Origin of the sequence: Paraburkholderia sp. OAS925, from assembly GCF_040543975.1 — a bacterium.
Lineage (GTDB): Bacteria > Pseudomonadota > Gammaproteobacteria > Burkholderiales > Burkholderiaceae > Paraburkholderia > Paraburkholderia graminis.
In genome coordinates this window covers 2,804,353-2,819,392 of the sequence record NZ_JBEUNO010000002.1, presented here as the reverse complement: position 1 = coordinate 2,819,392, position 15,040 = coordinate 2,804,353, and the positions used below count along the sequence as shown (strand labels likewise).

14 protein-coding genes are annotated in these 15,040 nt (G+C 63.3%); 8 read left to right on the top strand and 6 right to left on the bottom strand.

From position 1 onward, the window contains the following. Positions 1-99 precede the first annotated feature (99 nt). Complete coding sequence (locus ABIE53_RS31340) at positions 100-1,218, top strand: AI-2E family transporter (RefSeq protein WP_029968728.1); 1,119 nt, start codon at positions 100-102, stop codon at positions 1,216-1,218. A gap of 49 nt (positions 1,219-1,267) precedes the next feature. Here the strand turns inward: ABIE53_RS31340 and ABIE53_RS31335 are convergent, their stop codons facing one another. Further along, positions 1,268-2,140, bottom strand: coding sequence for an alpha/beta hydrolase (locus tag ABIE53_RS31335; RefSeq protein ID WP_053860274.1), 873 nt, complete (start codon positions 2,138-2,140; stop codon positions 1,268-1,270). Positions 2,141-2,217: 77 nt separating this feature from the next. Continuing rightward, complete coding sequence (locus ABIE53_RS31330; RefSeq protein ID WP_192700285.1) at positions 2,218-3,327, bottom strand: OpgC domain-containing protein; 1,110 nt, start codon at positions 3,325-3,327, stop codon at positions 2,218-2,220. Between the two features lie 502 nt (positions 3,328-3,829). Here ABIE53_RS31330 and ABIE53_RS31325 point away from each other — a divergent pair. Beyond that, positions 3,830-4,990, top strand: a complete 1,161-nt coding sequence (locus tag ABIE53_RS31325) for a porin (protein ID WP_053860276.1) — start codon at positions 3,830-3,832, stop codon at positions 4,988-4,990. Between the two features lie 28 nt (positions 4,991-5,018). Here the strand turns inward: ABIE53_RS31325 and ABIE53_RS31320 are convergent, their stop codons facing one another. Both ABIE53_RS31320 and ABIE53_RS31315 read right to left on the bottom strand, forming a co-directional pair. Beyond that, positions 5,019-5,369, bottom strand: coding sequence for a hypothetical protein (locus ABIE53_RS31320; RefSeq protein WP_192700350.1), 351 nt, complete (start codon positions 5,367-5,369; stop codon positions 5,019-5,021). A gap of 204 nt (positions 5,370-5,573) precedes the next feature. Further along, positions 5,574-6,161 carry an NUDIX domain-containing protein gene (locus ABIE53_RS31315; RefSeq protein WP_107710336.1) on the bottom strand — a complete coding sequence of 196 codons (588 nt, stop codon included), beginning with the start codon at positions 6,159-6,161 and terminating at the stop codon, positions 5,574-5,576. A 128-nt stretch (positions 6,162-6,289) separates the two neighbouring features. Between ABIE53_RS31315 and ABIE53_RS31310 the strand changes: the two genes are divergently transcribed. From ABIE53_RS31310 to ABIE53_RS31300, 3 genes are all read left to right on the top strand, one after another. Continuing rightward, positions 6,290-7,045, top strand: coding sequence for a DeoR/GlpR family DNA-binding transcription regulator (locus ABIE53_RS31310; RefSeq protein ID WP_192700349.1), 756 nt, complete (start codon positions 6,290-6,292; stop codon positions 7,043-7,045). A gap of 133 nt (positions 7,046-7,178) precedes the next feature. Then, on the top strand, positions 7,179-7,595 hold the full coding sequence (locus ABIE53_RS31305) for a hypothetical protein (RefSeq protein ID WP_029968743.1): 417 nt from the start codon (positions 7,179-7,181) through the stop codon (positions 7,593-7,595). A 471-nt stretch (positions 7,596-8,066) separates the two neighbouring features. Then, a complete protein-coding gene (locus ABIE53_RS31300; RefSeq protein WP_371027891.1) occupies positions 8,067-8,999 on the top strand; it encodes a peptidoglycan DD-metalloendopeptidase family protein in 933 nt (310 codons plus the stop codon). A 30-nt stretch (positions 9,000-9,029) separates the two neighbouring features. Here ABIE53_RS31300 and ABIE53_RS31295 read toward each other — a convergent pair whose 3' ends face one another. Next, positions 9,030-9,848, bottom strand: coding sequence for an alpha/beta fold hydrolase (locus ABIE53_RS31295; protein WP_192700284.1), 819 nt, complete (start codon positions 9,846-9,848; stop codon positions 9,030-9,032). Positions 9,849-10,247: 399 nt separating this feature from the next. Continuing rightward, positions 10,248-10,646: a hypothetical protein gene (locus ABIE53_RS31290; RefSeq protein WP_006053024.1), complete on the bottom strand. Its 399-nt coding sequence runs from the start codon at positions 10,644-10,646 to the stop codon at positions 10,248-10,250. 324 nt (positions 10,647-10,970) lie between these two features. Here ABIE53_RS31290 and ABIE53_RS31285 point away from each other — a divergent pair, with 324 nt between their 5' ends. From ABIE53_RS31285 to ABIE53_RS31275, 3 genes are read left to right on the top strand one after another with little or no spacing between them, the layout of a single operon-like run. Then, a complete protein-coding gene (locus ABIE53_RS31285; protein ID WP_006053023.1) occupies positions 10,971-11,426 on the top strand; it encodes a (2Fe-2S)-binding protein in 456 nt (151 codons plus the stop codon). A gap of 1 nt (position 11,427) precedes the next feature. Then, positions 11,428-13,680, top strand: a complete 2,253-nt coding sequence (locus ABIE53_RS31280; RefSeq protein ID WP_192700283.1) for a xanthine dehydrogenase family protein molybdopterin-binding subunit — start codon at positions 11,428-11,430, stop codon at positions 13,678-13,680. 12 nt (positions 13,681-13,692) lie between these two features. After that, entirely contained in the window at positions 13,693-14,991 is a 1,299-nt protein-coding gene (locus ABIE53_RS31275; protein ID WP_192700282.1) for a cytochrome c, read from the top strand. Positions 14,992-15,040 lie beyond the last annotated feature (49 nt).

Below are 15,040 nucleotides of genomic sequence, written 5' to 3'. Positions count from 1 at the left end.
AAGATGTCGTTGTTTATTGGGCGAGCGCGTCCCGCAGTTTAGCGGGTCTGCTTTTTTCGGGTCGGCTCGCGCACATACCGGCATCCACACACGAACCACATGAATTCACGTCCCCCCGTCGGCCCGTCCAGATCGACGCACCCGCCGCGCTCGTCGCATCCGACGCAGTCGCTGTTGACGCCCGAGCGCGTCAAAAAACAGAGGGCTGCTTCGCTCGCGCTGTACATCGGGCTCGTGCTGCTCGCGTTGTGGGTCGTGCGCGACTTTCTTCCGGTGGTCGGCTGGGCCGCCGTGCTGGCGATCGCGCTATGGCCGCTTCTGCGCAAGGTCGAAGGCAGCCGCTGGCTGACCGGGCGCACCACGCTGATTGCTGCCGTGCTGACACTGGCGATCGCGTTGCTGGTGGTGTTGCCAGTGGGCGTGGGCATCGCGCAGGCGTTGCGCGAAGCGCATGACCTCACCGACTGGTTCAAGGCCGCGCAGGAGAACGGCATCGCGATGCCGGACTTCATCCACCGTTTGCCGTTCGGCGCGCACCAGGCCGAGGCGTGGTGGCAAGCCTATCTGACGCCGCCGTTGCGCGACTCCGCGGCGATGAAGGGCTTGCACAGCACGACGGTCGTCACGCTTGGCCGCCATTTCGGGGCGCGCGCCGTGCATGCGGTCACCGTGTTCGCGTTCATGCTCGTGACGCTGTTCGTGATCTTCCAGGCGGGGCCGCGTCTGTCGGGCGCATTGGCGAGAGGTCTGCAACGCGGTTTCGGCGAAGACGGCGCGCAACTCGTCCAGCGGATGGCCACGGCTGTGCGGGGCACCGTGTCGGGGCTGGTCGTGGTCGGACTCGGCGAGGGCGCGTTGCTCGGCGTCGCCTATTTCGTGACGGGCTTGCCGCACGTCGCGCTGCTCGCGCTGATCACCGCGATCGCCGCGATGTTGCCGTTCTGCGCGCCGATAACCTTCAGCCTCGCCGCGTTGTGGCTGTTCTCGCAGGGATCGGTCGCGAGCGCGATCGGTCTTCTGGTGTTCGGGTCGATCGTGGTCTTCGTCGCCGAGCATTTCGTGCGGCCGGTGTTGATCGGGAATTCCACGCGACTGCCGTTTCTGCTCGTGCTGTTCGGCATTCTGGGCGGCGCGGAGACCTTCGGGCTGCTCGGCCTTTTTATCGGCCCTGCGCTGATGACGGTCTTGATGGTGCTGTGGACCGACCTCGTGCAATAGCCCGGCCGGGTGTCGTCCGATTCGCGATTTTCGCGAGTGCTTTACTGATTCAAGGCCGCTGGTTCGACGGATGTTCCTGCGCCGGCAGCCTCGTGCAACCGAGCGTGTATTTCAGCGCGCCGGGCAGCAGGGCGCTCCACACGTCCCACGTATGGCCGCCGTCGATAATGCGCAGCGCCGCCGGATTGCCCGCCAGGCGAAGCTGCGTATAAAGCAGTGATGCATCGGCCTGGATCGCGAGGTCGTCGTCGCCGGCAGCGATAAAGACCGGCACGCGATACGGCCGGCTCATATAGCGCTCCCACTGCGCCGGGTAGTTCAGCTCGTGCCAGATCCGCGGATCGAACTGACGTTCGCCGAACACGCCGACGCGGCGCGCGGCCGAACCGCGCGGCGGTTCGTCGGCGTAGATGGCCGGGCTCAGCAGCAGCGCGCCGCAAAAGCGCTCGGGCTGCGTCATCACGTAGCGCAGTGCGCCGAAGCCGCCCATCGACACGCCGCCGATCATGCGCCCCGCGCGCTGCGTCGACACCGCGTAGTGCGTTTCGATTTCGGGCAGCAGATCGTCGAAGAACGCCGTCTCCATTTTTTCCTTGCGGTCCACGTACCAGTCGGTGCCGCCTTGCGGCATCACGACGGCGAGCGGCGGAATATCGCGATGTTCGATGAGCGCGTCGACGGTGCTTTGCAGATGGCCGCGGCTGATCCAGTCGTTGGCATCGCCGTTGTTGCCGTGCAGGAGATAGATCACCGGAATGCGCGCGGCGTCGGGGCGATAACCGGTCGGCAGATAAAGCGTGTAGGACCAATCGCGTCCGAGCGCGGACGAATGGAAGCTGCGGGTCGTCACCGTGCTGGCGAACGACGAAGTGCCGCACGCGGCGCACAGAACAGTCAGCGCAAGGTGTAGGAATAGGCGCATGTCGAGGTGGAAACAGTCACGGCGGACGGCGGCCAACGCTGAGTCATAGCTCAAAGCTCAGAGCTGACCCACACATGTTACGGCGACGTCCGAAGCCGCGTGCCTACCATGCGCATCACGAGCCGCTTGAGCGGCTCCGTCCCACACGCGACGGCAACGAGCGCCGTGATCGCGCACGCGTCGGCGAGCAAGCCTAGCGGATAGTTCAGGTAACCGTCGGTGGCGGCATACAGCACCGAGTCCACCACGAGCGAGATCACCGCGCCGGCGATAAAGCACAGCAGGCCCTTGCGCCCGATGAGCCCAATCAGCGGCAGAGACTGCGCGAGCTTTCTTGCCCAGCCCGCCTCGATCAGCTTGGCCACGAGCCACGCGATCGCGAGGAAATTGACCGCGCGCAAGTAGGACAGATTCTGTTTGAAACTCGGATCGAGCGGCTCGACTTCGACAAAGAGCTTGTAGTACGCCGCGACCGCCGCCACGCAGCAGGCCGCGAGCGTCACCAGCCAGCCGAGACGGTGCTGACTCACGCGCTGATAGACCGGCTCGCAACGCACGAGCGCGCCGAGCACGAACAGCAACTGCCAGGCGAACGGGTTGAAGTCCCAGTGCATGTCCGGCGCGGCGGGCAGATACGCGTTGATGGCCGGCGCGCCGGCCCACAGCGCGACGCTGCCCGCGAGCAGCAGCCACGGTTTGCTGCGCGCGAGCGGCAGGATCATCGGCACGAGCAGCGCGAAGAAGGCGTACATCGGCAGCACGGAGGCGAGATAAGGCTGACGGCGGAACAGCAGGATATCGCGCAAGGCGGCGACGGGCGTGTCCATCAGGTCGTCGAGATCGGTGATCGCGAGATTCGGCGCCTCGACGTTGAACGCGTTCAGGACCGCGCTCACGAGCAGCATAAGCCCGGCGGTCACGAGAAAGGCGCGGTAGATTTCCAGCGAGCGCCGCAGGAAGCGGTTGCGCGCGATCGATTCGCTACGCCGCTCCGCGAGCGCCGCGTAGGCCGTCGCGGTTGCGAAGCCGCCGAGAAACACGAACACCTCCGCGGCGTCGCACAGCGCGTACGCATGCAGCGTGACGCGCGACAAGATGCTTCCGCCGATGTGGTCCACCACGATGATCAGCAGAACGAGTCCTCGGAAAAAGTCGAGCTCGATTAAACGCGATTGCGAAGCTTGCATTGTTTTTATGCCGAAAGCAGCCCCGTGCGACGGCGCGCTCTTTAGCGCGACGGGCGTCTCACAAGGCTTTGGAATAGTGGGTTGATGCTGTTGCTGCAGCGGCGTTGCTGCGCTGAACCGCGCGTTGCCGCCGTAACGGACCTGCCTCAAAGCCGGCGCGCGCACGCGCTTGCATGAAGCAGTAAAAATGACCCTGACAGCACGGCGGAGTTCCGCCTCGGTGCCGCGAAAGTCGGCAATTATATTTCTTTCTGTGACAAGTCTGCTTGGCAGCGCACATTGCAAACGCAGTGCTGGCGGAGCCTCGGCGGAATGGACGTTTAAAGACAGTGGAGATTTCGCAACGTTTCGACACATCCAGGCGACACCCAATGGACGGACGCGTTCCGGCGTGTGAGGATTTCCCGTAAGCGCGTCGGACTTGAAGAAGCGCGTTGTCGTAGGGTCAAGAAGAACGCGTCAGATCGAGTTAGGCCGATTACTCGAGTGCAGGGGGATCGTCATGAACAAGCAAGTGTTCGCGCTGGCCGTTTCCACCGCTGTGTCCGCCGCCTTTAGCACGCCGGCTTCGGCGCAGACGAGCGTCACGCTGTACGGCGTACTCGACGAAGGCATCAACTACACGAACAACGCGGGCCGAGGACATGTGTACGAGCTGGCAAGCGGCTACGCGCAAGGCAGCCGCTGGGGCTTGAAGGGCGCGGAAGAACTGGGCGGCGGCCTCAAAGCCATTTTCCAGCTCGAAAATGGTTTCGACGTCAGTTCGGGGCGCCTGAATCAGGGCGGCCGGATGTTCGGGCGACAGGCTTTTGTGGGCTTGAGCGCGGAGCGCTATGGCGTATTGACGTTCGGGCGGCAATACGATTCAGTGGTCGATTATCTGGCGCAAACCACGGCGAATGGCAATTGGGCCGGCTCGCTTTTCTCGCATCCCTACGATAACGACAATACCGATAACTCGTTTCGGCTCGACAACACCGTGAAATACACAAGCCCGTCGATTAGCGGCTTTCAATTCGGCGGCACGTACAGCTTTAGCAACGATACGAATTTCGGCAATAACCGCGCCTATAGCGTGGGCGGGCAGTATGCGTATGGCGGCTTGCTGGTGAGCGCCGCGTATTTGCAGGCCAATAATCCGGGCAATGGTGCGAATGGTGCGATTACGGCTAACGACGCAAGCTTTATCGCGGCCCGCATGCGCGTGTTCGGCGGCGGCATTACTTATAACTTCGGTCCGGCCACGGCGGGTTTCGCGTATAGCAAATCGAGCTATTTGAATCCGACCGGCAACGGTTATCTCGGCATTACACCACTCGTGCCGCCCGGCGTATTGCTGAACTCGTTGAAATATCAGAACTTCGAACTGAACGGCAAGTATCAGATCTCGCCGATGCTGTTTGTCGGCGCGCAATATGTCTACACGATAGAAAACTTCGATGCGTCGAGTGGCGGCGTCAAACCGAAAATCCACTCATTTGGACTGATGGCGGATTACAACCTGTCCAAGCGGACCGACGTCTACATTCAGGGTGAATACCAGCAAGTGACTGGCGACTCGACGTATTCGATACTCGATGAGGCGTTTATACCAGGCGCGCAAGCGCCGTCATCGACGTCGAAACAGGTTGTGGTGCGCGCTGCGATCCGGCATAAATTCTAGAGTTTCATGCCGGGTGCCTGAACTGCGTTCAATTCATCAAAACGTTTTGAACCAGAATGCCGACCATCACGCCGGCGGGAATACCAAAGCTTCTGCCGCGAAGCGTCGCGCTCAAGTCTTCGTCGAGAATGAAACTGCAGCGGCGCTCGCGCCAGACGGTTTTATACAGAAGCGGCTTGGTGCCGGCGACGAGCACTGAAATGACCGCTGTTGCAATCACTTGCTGGATCGCATACAGCTTCGCCATGAGAGGCACAAATTCGCCGCTGACGCAGAGCACGACCATGATCGCGGTAGCGACGACAGCGCCAAAGAAAAAACCGCCCATGAAGCGGTTGGCCGATGTAAGAGAATCCACGTTGAGCCTCGACTTCTTCATCGCCCGGAATGCAGGTTGACGAAGCAAAAATATTCTGAAGGGAAGGGTTCCGTTTGAGTTTTCCGGCGGGAGCGTGGCGCGCCGCCGGTCAACGTCAAAGCAACGTAAGAATATTTTTTTTGCGTTCCTCAACCTATCGTCCGTTTCCTAATCGGGCTTGGGAAAATTCCTAAAGCGAGTGTGGCGCGACGTGACCCGACGCGATCAAGCGTCGAACAGGTTCAGCTGTGCGTACTGCAACAGCATGATCGTCTTGCCGTCGACGATCTCGCCGCGCTCGACCATCGCAAGCGCTTGTCGGATCGGCAATTCCAAGACCTCGATATCTTCGCCTTCGTGTTCAAGACCGCCGCCTGCGCCGACCCGCGCGAGCGCATCGTATTCGGCGACGAAAAAATGCAGTTTCTCCGTGACCGAACCGGGGCTCATGAAGGCTTCGAACACTTTGCGCACTTCATGGACGCGATAACCGGTTTCTTCCTCGACTTCGGCCCGAATCCGCTCCTCGGGGGAAGCGGACTCGAGCAGACCGGCGGGTGTCTCGATCAACATGCCGTGATGACCGTTGACGAACGCTGGCAAGCGGAACTGCCGCGTCAGCACAACCATGCGCCGGCGCGGCTCGTACAGAAGCAAGGTCGCGCCGTTGCCGCGGTCGTAGGTTTCGCGGCTTTGGCGCTGCCAGGAGCCGTCGGCGCGGCGATAGTCGAAGGTGGTCTTTTTCAGCACATACCAGTCGTCGGAGAGCACCTTCACGTCCACGATTCGTACTCGTTCCGCGGTCTCATTCATGGCTCGCACCTTTGATTGGTTGGTAGTGGTTAGGCCGACACGCGAATCATGGTATAGTGCAGTATCGTGCAAAAACAAGGAATTTCGTGCAACGGACGGATCGCGCGATTCGTCTGCCGGAGACGAGCGTGCTTACATCGCAGAGAAAACAGTTGATCCTCGAGGCGCTCAGGCGCGACGGGCAGGTCGTCGCCAAGACGCTTAGCGCGGAGTTCGACGTGTCCGAGGACACCATCCGCCGCGATCTGCGCGAACTCGCGACGGAAGGGCAGCTCCAGCGCGTGCACGGCGGCGCTTTGCCGGCGTCGCCGGCAGCGGTGGATCTCGCCGGGCGCGAGCGGATCGAATCGGCGTCGAAGGCGGCGATCGGGCGCGCCGCGGCGGGCATGATCGCGCCGGGGCAAATCGCGTTCGTCGACGGCGGCACGACTGCTGTCCAACTCGCGCGACACCTTCCGCGTGACTTGCGTGCGACGATCGTCACGCATAGCCCGAGCATCGCCGTCGAACTCGCCGGGCATGCGCAACTGGAAGTGGTGATGATCGGCGGCCGGCTTTTCAGGCATTCGATGGTCAATGTCGGCGCGGCCGCCATCGAAGCGCTCAGCCATATCCGCGCCGATCTGTACTTCATGGGCGTGACGGGGGTGCATCCGCAAGCCGGCCTCAGCACCGGCGACATCGAGGAAGCGTACGTGAAGCGCGCGCTCGCGGAGCACGCGGCGGAGACGGTGGTGCTCGCATCGGCGGAGAAACTCAATGCGGCGTCGGCGTACCGGATCGCGGACGTATCGGCGGCGAGCACGATCGTGGTGGAACGCGGCACGGCCGAGACACTTACCGCGCCTTTCGAAGCGCTGGGCCTGACGGTTGTGCGCGCGTAGAGGTTGGCCGCTGCAATCGCATCGGCACGCGCCCTGAACTCCCGCCCGTCGAGCCGCTCAAACGGATCGCGCAGCAGGCCCGCATGCGCCTGTTCTTCCGCCGTCTCAGCCTGGCTTCTTCCACGGAGATTTCATGAGCAATCGCGCGACGCAGATCCTTCCTCATCATCGCTATGTTCATTCGCTCGGTGCGCCGCTTGCCTGCGTGCAAGGCACGATCACGAAGGTGTTCGCGAGCCCGGACAACCACCACGGCGCAAATCATCAGCACCTGATTGTGAAGATCGACAAGGTGTTGAAGTTCGAAGGCGGCACGCAGAACCTCGTCGGCACCGAGGTGTTCATTGCGGTGCGGTTCGGCGACAACGAAGGGCTTGCCGAGGAGATCCCCGGACTCCAAGCCGGGCAGCCCATCGAGGCGCAGGGCGAATACATCCCCGAGGCAAGCGCCTATCCCACCGACGACAACTCCAACCCTGTACTGCCCGTGCTCCACTTTACTCATCACCCCGTGGGCTATGTGTCATACGCGGGGCATTACTACAGCTAGCGGCTCGCCGCGCGCTCCGCGCAAGCACCATCGCGTTTTTCGAACCGGCAATTCAAGTTCTCGCGCGGGCGTGCCGTTAAGCAGATGGCGTCGATGGCACTGCCCATGCGGCCCGGTTTTGCCGCGTGGTTGTGCGCACAACGAGACACGCAGACGCTGTTGGTAACGTTTGTATCAGACTGTGTGGCGCACGCGTTTTCTGTTAATCGCACTTTACAATCCGGCTGGAAATTTAATCGTAGTCTGGCCGTCCGCGGAAAAGTGGCTGTGTAAGCGCCGGAATCCGCCGTCGCCCGCGCGAAGATTCGACGTACGGAGCGATGCAACGAACAAGGCCAGCCGGCAATACAACGGTGAGGGTGCCAGCACGCTCGCCAGGCCGCGATGCGAACGGCGGCGCGTCAGCGCGACGCGCGCGTGCAGGCGGCAAGGCGGCGTCCGGCCCGCCTACAGAACAAGCAGGAGCCGAACATGATGGGAAAGGGTTTCGATAGAGCAGTGATGGCAGGCATCGCCGGCGCCTGGCTCGCGCTCGCGATGAGCGGTTGCGCCGGCGTCGGGCAGCCGGGCGCGCAGACCGGCGCAGCAGCCGCTTCGGGTGTGTCCGCGGCAGGCGCGGCGAATCTGCAAGGCACGGCGGGGACGTCCGCGTCGGCGAGTGCGGCCGCTTCGGGCGACACGCCTCTGGCTGCGCCCCTCAAAAAGGCGCCGCCGCTCGTTTATCGGGTGAAGCGCGGCGACACGCTCGCGCGCATCGCGCAGAGCCATCATTGCAGCGTCAAGCAGTTGCAGGCATGGAACGGCCTGAAGGCGTCGTCGCGATTGAAGAACGGCCAGGTGTTGCGCGTCGCATCGCCGGAGACCGTGCAGGCGGTTAATGCGGCTAATGCGGCTGCGGCAAAAGCTGCGGCGGCGTCGAGTGCGTCTGGCGCGCAGGCGTCGGCGCCATCGGCAGCTATCGCGCAGCCTTCGCCCGGTCCCAGCGCCGCCGAAGCCCGCGAAGTCGCGCAACAAAGCATGCGTCATGCAAACGGCTTGTCGTTGGCATGGCCCGCGGGCGGCCGGGTCGTCGAAGCCTTCCAGCCGGGCGAGACGCGCGGCATCGAGATTGGCGGCAAGGCGGGCGATCCGGTTCGCGCGGCCGCCGACGGCAAAGTCATGTATGCCGGCACGGGCCTGAACAGCTACGGCAGTCTGATCATCGTGCAGCACAACAAGGACTTCCTGACCGCGTACTCGCATAACCGCAAGCTACTGGTCAAAACCGGCGAGATCGTTCGACAGGGCCAGCAGATCGCCGAGATGGGCGACGAAAACAACTCGCGCGTGTCGGTCGGTTTCGAGTTGCGCCGCGACGGCAAACCGGTCGATCCGATGCCGTATCTGCCGCAAGGACGCGGCTAAACGCAGCGCGCGGCTGTGCTGTGGGTGGCCTCAGTCGAGCCACCGCAGCGCCGCCGCGACGATCGCCTCGGGCGCGTCTTCCTGCATCAAATGGCCCGCGCGCGGCACCGCCTGAAAGCGCGCGTGAGGAATCAGCGCGGCCAGACGCCGGCCGCGCTCGAGCGGAATCCACTGATCCTCTTCGCCCCACAGAATCTGCGTCGGACAACGCATTTGCGGATAGCGCGATTCGACTTCATCGGTATAGCGCTGATCCATTTGCGCGATCTGCCGGTAGAACGCGGCTTGTCCCGTCGCGCCGAGCCACGGCGTGACGTACGGCGCGAGTTCTTCATCCGTGATGTCGCGTGCAATCGCGCCGCGCACATAGCCGTTCACTACGGCTTCGTGAATATACGGCGGCAAACCGGCGAACGCATCGCCGTGACGGCGCACATGCTGCACGAACGGCGAGCCCCACGGCGCCAGCGCGACCGGATCGATCAGCGTCAGGCTGCGATAGTCGCAGCCGTCGATAAGATGCGCGCGCAACGAAGTCGCTCCGCCGAAGTCATGCGCGATTACATCCGGGCTCTTCAATTGCCAATGCGCGAGCAACTCCGCGAGCAAGGCGTTCTGGACGCCAAGCGACACGTCCTGGCCGTCACGCATCTCCGACTGACCGTAGCCGAGCAGATCGTAATAGTGCACCGTGCGAATCTGCGCCAGATGCGGCGCGATGCGATGCCACACGTACGATGAGAACGGCGTGCCGTGCACGAGTACGAGCGGTGGCCCGGTGCCCGTCACATTGAAGCGCACGGTTTGATCGCGGAACGTGTAGGTCTCGGGAAGCGGCCAGTCGGTCATGGCGGTGATCGGTGGTGACGAGGTCCGCTTACCTTAACAGGGCTTGTGATTGGCTGCAGGACGCACCAAGGACAATGGAACGCGCAAGCACTTCCCGCAAAAGCTCACCATTGATTTGTTCAGCAAAACCAGGCAATTCAGCCGATGCCATGCTTCGCTGCACTCAGGCCGCATGCTCGTTCGAACACACAGCGTCGATGATCCTTGCGAATCGCGCACGAATCACCTTCAAATACAGCGATTTTCCACGCGTACGTTGAAGAAAGCCTGGTAATCCTCTATACAACAATGAAGGTCGCGCCTAAACCGCGACGCCTCACCGCCCCAAACTCCGCAAGCTCACCCACATTTAACGGTGAGGAAATCCGGGAGCCCAAACGCAGCGCGCTCGACTCAGACCTACTTCGTCTGCGCCCCGCGCAACACCTGCGAGACCTGGCCATGCAGATGCAGGATGCCCGGGTCGGCCTGCAGCAGCGGCAGATAACGCGGCAGAAAACTGTTGTTCGGCTGATCGGCGGAAAAGAGACCGGTGACGGCTTCGACCGCGGCGAGCCGGTCGGCGGCATCGGCTTCCTTGTCGTCGAGTATCTCGTCCACGTTCGCAATGATGGTGGACAGCGGCGTCAGCCAGCGAAACCCGGAACCGTTGATCAGCACCTGCAGAAAAGCCGCCGGCGTGACCGGGCCGAATTCTTTTTCATAGGCCGCGCGTTCGTGATCGAGTATCGCCTTATGCAGCGCGAGCAGCGGCTTGCGGATGTCCGAGAGGAATTGGGTGCATTGCGGGTCGTTCATGATGCGTCTCCTTCGGATAGTCAGATAGTCAGTGCAGTCGCGTCATGCTAGCAAAATTGCGGGCGACGAACCGCCTTCGGCGCCTTCGCAACGGCGCATGCCGGGGTGCAGGCGAATTTCTTAATGCACGGCTACAATCGCCGGACCCTCACAGCACACTCGCGCAATGCCTGGTCCGAAGTCGTGCGGCGACGCATTGGCGAAGCCGCGCATCGGCATTGCGCATTAGTCCGGGCTCTCGAATAAACGCGGCAAGTCGTTGCGTTTTGATCGGCGTCCCGTTCTAAACAGGCTGATAAAACATAACTCGACAAGGAACCGCTCATGACAACGTTCAATATCAACGGCGAAACGCATACCGTCGATGCGCCGCCTGACATGCCTCTGTTGTGGGTCCTGCGCGATCTCGTCGGCCTGACCGGGACGAAGTTCGGTTGCGGCATCGCTCAATGCGGCGCGTGCACGGTTCATCTCGACGGCGTGGCGGTGCGTTCGTGCGTGTTGCCCGCGGCGGCTGTCGGCGACAAGAAGATCACGACGATCGAAGCAGTCGGCAACACGCCGGCCGGCCAGAAAGTGCAGCAGGCATGGCGTCAACTGGACGTCGTGCAATGCGGTTATTGCCAGTCGGGGCAGGTGATGTCGGCGGCCTCGCTGATCGCAAGCAATCCCAATCCGAGCGATGCGGACATCGACGCCGCGATGGCCGGCAACATCTGCCGCTGCGGCACCTACAACCGCATTCGCGCGGCGATCAAGCACGCGGCGAAGGGAGTCTGACATGTCCCAGGGATTGCTCGATGCATACAAAGGCGCGAAGCGCCCGCAAGCCGAAGCCGATGAAGCGCGCGGCGTGTCGCGCCGCACGTTCCTCAAGTTCGGCGTGAGCGTCGGCGCGGCGGCGGGCGGCGGTCTGCTGCTCGGCTTCAGCCTGCCGGCCGTCAGTCAGGATCAGAAGAGCGGCAAGTCGGTGATCGGCGGCGACGCAAACGAAGCGCCGCAGAACGGCGTGTTCGCACCGAACGCGTTCATCCAGATCGACACGGCAGGCAAGGTCACGCTGGTGATTCCAAAGGTCGAGATGGGCCAGGGCGTGTACACGTCGATTCCGATGCTGATTGCAGAAGAACTCGAAGTGCCGCTCGACACGGTCACGCTCGACCACGCGCCGCCGGACGAAAAGCTTTTCACCGACCCGCTGCTCGGCGGCCAGCTCACCGGCGGTTCGACGTCGATCCGCTATGCATGGGAGCCGATGCGCCGCGCCGGCGCGACCGCGCGCACGCTGCTCGTGAGCGCGGCCGCGCAGCAATGGCAGGTCGACGCCGCGAGCTGTCATGCGCAGGCCGGCCAGGTCATCCACGCGGCGAGCAATCGCAGCATCGGCTATGGTCAACTGGTCGAGGCGGCTGCCAAACTGCCCGCGCCGCAGAACGTGCCGCTGAAGAACCCGAAAGACTTCAAGATCATCGGCACGGCGGTCAAGCGGCTCGATTCGCCGGAGAAAGTGGACGGCACCGCGATGTTCGGCCTCGACGTGCGCGTGCCCGACATGGTCTACGCGGCCATCGCGAACTGTCCGGTGTTCGGCGGCACGCTGGCGAGCGTCGACGATACCAACGCGAAGAAGATTCCCGGCGTGCGTCAGGTGGTGAAGATCGACAACGCGGTGGCCGTGATCGGCGATCACACGTGGGCCGCCAAACGCGGGTTGCAGGCGCTCGACATCAAGTGGAACGAAGGCGCGGACGCGAAGTTGTCGATGAAGCAGATCGTCGACGATCTGGCCAACGCGTCGCAACGCAATGGCGCGGTCGCGCGCAAGGACGGCGACGTGGTGCACGCGTTTTCGAACGCGAAGACGCGCGTCGATGCGATCTACCAGCAGCCGTTTCTCGCGCACGCGACGATGGAGCCGATCAATTGCACGGTGCACGTGCGCGCGGACAGTTGCGAAGTCTGGCTTGGCTCGCAGGTGCCGACGCGCGTGCGCGACGCGGCGATGGCCGTCACCGGCTTGCCCGCCGACAAGATCATCGTGCATAACCATCTGATCGGCGGCGGCTTCGGGCGGCGGCTCGAATTCGACATGGTCACGCAGGCAGTGAAGATCGCGAAGCAGGTGTCGACACCCGTGAAGGTGCTGTGGACGCGCGAAGAAGACATCCAGCACGACATGTACCGCCCGTACTACTACGACAAGATCTCCGCCGGTCTCGACGCGAACGGCAAGCCGCTCGCGTGGCAGCACCGCATCGTCGGCTCGTCGATCCTCGCGCGTTTCGCGCCGCCCGCGTTCAAGAACGGGCTCGACCCCGACGCGGTCGAGGTCGCGTCGGACCTGCCGTACGACTTGCCGAACCAGCTCGTCGACTACGTGCGCCAGGAACCGCACGCTATTCCCACCGCGTTCTGGCGCGGCGTCGGTCCCACCCGCAGCACGTTCGTGGTGGAGAGTTTCATCGACGAACTCGCGGCCGAGGCGAAGGTCGATCCCGTCAAATACCGGCGCGATCTGCTCGGCAAGACGCCGCGCGCGCTGAACGTGCTCAACGTCGCGGCGCAGGCGGCCGACTGGGGCAGCGCGGTGCCGAAGGGGCAAGGGCGCGGCGTGTCGGTCATGCATGCGTTCGGCAGCTACTTTGCGATCATCGTCGATGTCGCCGTGGAGCAGGGCGAGGTGGCGGTCAAGCGCGTGGTTTGCGCGGTCGATTGCGGCATGGTCGTCAATCCGAACACGGTGGAGGCGCAGGTGCAGGGCGGCATCATCTTCGGCATTACGGGCGCGCTCTACAGCGAGATCACGATCAAGGACGGCCGCGTGCAGCAGAACAACTTCACCGACTACCGGATGCTGCGTATCGACCAGACGCCGCCTATCGACGTGCATATCGTGAAGAGCAGCGAGGCGCCCGGCGGCATCGGCGAGCCTGGCACGGCGGCGCTCGCGCCGGCGCTGACCAACGCGATCTTCGCGGCCACCGGCAAGCGGCTGCGGCATTTGCCGGTCGGCAGCCAGTTGCAAACCGCTTAACGGGAGCCCGACATGAAAAACATACTCAAGGGTTTCGGCGCGGCACTGAGCGTGGCGCTGCCGTTGCTGATGCAGGCATCGGCGGCAGCAGCGGCAACATCATCCGCTTTCGATCCCGCGCTCGTGCAGCGCGGCGCTTATCTCGCGAAGGCCGGCGACTGCGCCGCCTGCCACACGGCGCCGAAGGGCAAGCCGTTCGCGGGCGGCCTGCCGATGAACACGCCGATGGGTCAGATCTACACGACCAACATCACGCCGGACTCCCAAACCGGCATCGGCGGCTATACGGAGCAGGACTTTGCGCGGGCGATGCGCGAAGGCGTCGCGAAAGACGGGCACAACCTGTATCCGGCGATGCCGTATCCGTCGTATGCCAAGGTCAACGACGACGACATGAAGGCGCTGTACGCGTACTTCATGAGCGGCGTGACGCCAGTGCAGCAGGCGAATCGCGAGGCCGACATCGCATGGCCGATGAACATGCGCTGGCCGTTGAAGCTCTGGAACATGGTATTCCTCGAGAAAGGCGTGTATCAGAACAAGCCGGGCAAGGACGTCGCATGGAATCGCGGCGCGTATCTGATCCAGGGGCTCGGCCACTGCGGCTCGTGTCACACGCCGCGCGGCATCGCGTTCCAGGAGAAGGCGCTCGACGAAAGCGGCAGCGCGTTTCTCACCGGCAGCCTGCTCGACGGCTGGTTCGCGACCAACCTGACCGGCGAGCATAACGTCGGCCTGGGACGCTGGAACGATCAGGACTTGCAGGCGTTCCTGAAGACCGGCGCGAATCGTCACGCCACGGCGTTCGGCTCGATGACGAGCGTGATCAACAACAGCACGCAGGCGTTGAACGATACCGACATCGCGGCCATGACGACGTATCTGAAATCGCTGCCGCCGGCGGGCGGCAACGGCGCGCCGCCTTACACGTACGATCCGCAGGCGACGAAGGTGTCGCTGAACCGTCCCGCGAACGACGCCGGCGCGCGCGTCTACACCGCGTATTGCATGCATTGTCACGGCGTCGACGGACGCGGTTTCGCGCCGATGCTCGCGCCGCTGGCCGGCAATCCGAACGTGCTGGAGAAGGACGCGTCGTCGCTCATTAACGTGACGCTGAACGGCACCGAAGATCTGGTGATCGGCGGCATTCCCGCGCCGTATCCGATGCCGAAGTACGCGCCGGTGCTGACCGACCAGCAGATCGCCGACGTGTTGACGTTCGTGCGCGCCGGCTGGAACAACGGCGCGCCGGCCGTGACCGCAGCCGATGTGACGAAGCTGCGCAAGTCGACTCAAGCGGCCCGCTAGCAGTAGTTACTCAAACCGGCCGAGCATGAAAAAAGCGTCAACCGTCTTT

Bases quoted from the DNA above. Each gene is read 5' to 3' on its own strand.
- ABIE53_RS31340 (WP_029968728.1), top strand. From the start codon at position 100: ATGAATTCACGTCCCCCCGTCGGCCCGTCCAGATCGACGCACCCGCCG.
- ABIE53_RS31335 (WP_053860274.1), bottom strand. From the start codon at position 2,140: ATGCGCCTATTCCTACACCTTGCGCTGACTGTTCTGTGCGCCGCGTGC.
- ABIE53_RS31330 (WP_192700285.1), bottom strand. From the start codon at position 3,327: ATGCAAGCTTCGCAATCGCGTTTAATCGAGCTCGACTTTTTCCGAGGA.
- ABIE53_RS31325 (WP_053860276.1), top strand. From the start codon at position 3,830: ATGAACAAGCAAGTGTTCGCGCTGGCCGTTTCCACCGCTGTGTCCGCC.
- ABIE53_RS31320 (WP_192700350.1), bottom strand. From the start codon at position 5,369: ATGAAGAAGTCGAGGCTCAACGTGGATTCTCTTACATCGGCCAACCGC.
- ABIE53_RS31315 (WP_107710336.1), bottom strand. From the start codon at position 6,161: ATGAATGAGACCGCGGAACGAGTACGAATCGTGGACGTGAAGGTGCTC.
- ABIE53_RS31305 (WP_029968743.1), top strand. From the start codon at position 7,179: ATGAGCAATCGCGCGACGCAGATCCTTCCTCATCATCGCTATGTTCAT.
- ABIE53_RS31300 (WP_371027891.1), top strand. From the start codon at position 8,067: ATGATGGGAAAGGGTTTCGATAGAGCAGTGATGGCAGGCATCGCCGGC.
- ABIE53_RS31295 (WP_192700284.1), bottom strand. From the start codon at position 9,848: ATGACCGACTGGCCGCTTCCCGAGACCTACACGTTCCGCGATCAAACC.
- ABIE53_RS31290 (WP_006053024.1), bottom strand. From the start codon at position 10,646: ATGAACGACCCGCAATGCACCCAATTCCTCTCGGACATCCGCAAGCCG.
- ABIE53_RS31285 (WP_006053023.1), top strand. From the start codon at position 10,971: ATGACAACGTTCAATATCAACGGCGAAACGCATACCGTCGATGCGCCG.
- ABIE53_RS31280 (WP_192700283.1), top strand. From the start codon at position 11,428: ATGTCCCAGGGATTGCTCGATGCATACAAAGGCGCGAAGCGCCCGCAA.
- ABIE53_RS31275 (WP_192700282.1), top strand. From the start codon at position 13,693: ATGAAAAACATACTCAAGGGTTTCGGCGCGGCACTGAGCGTGGCGCTG.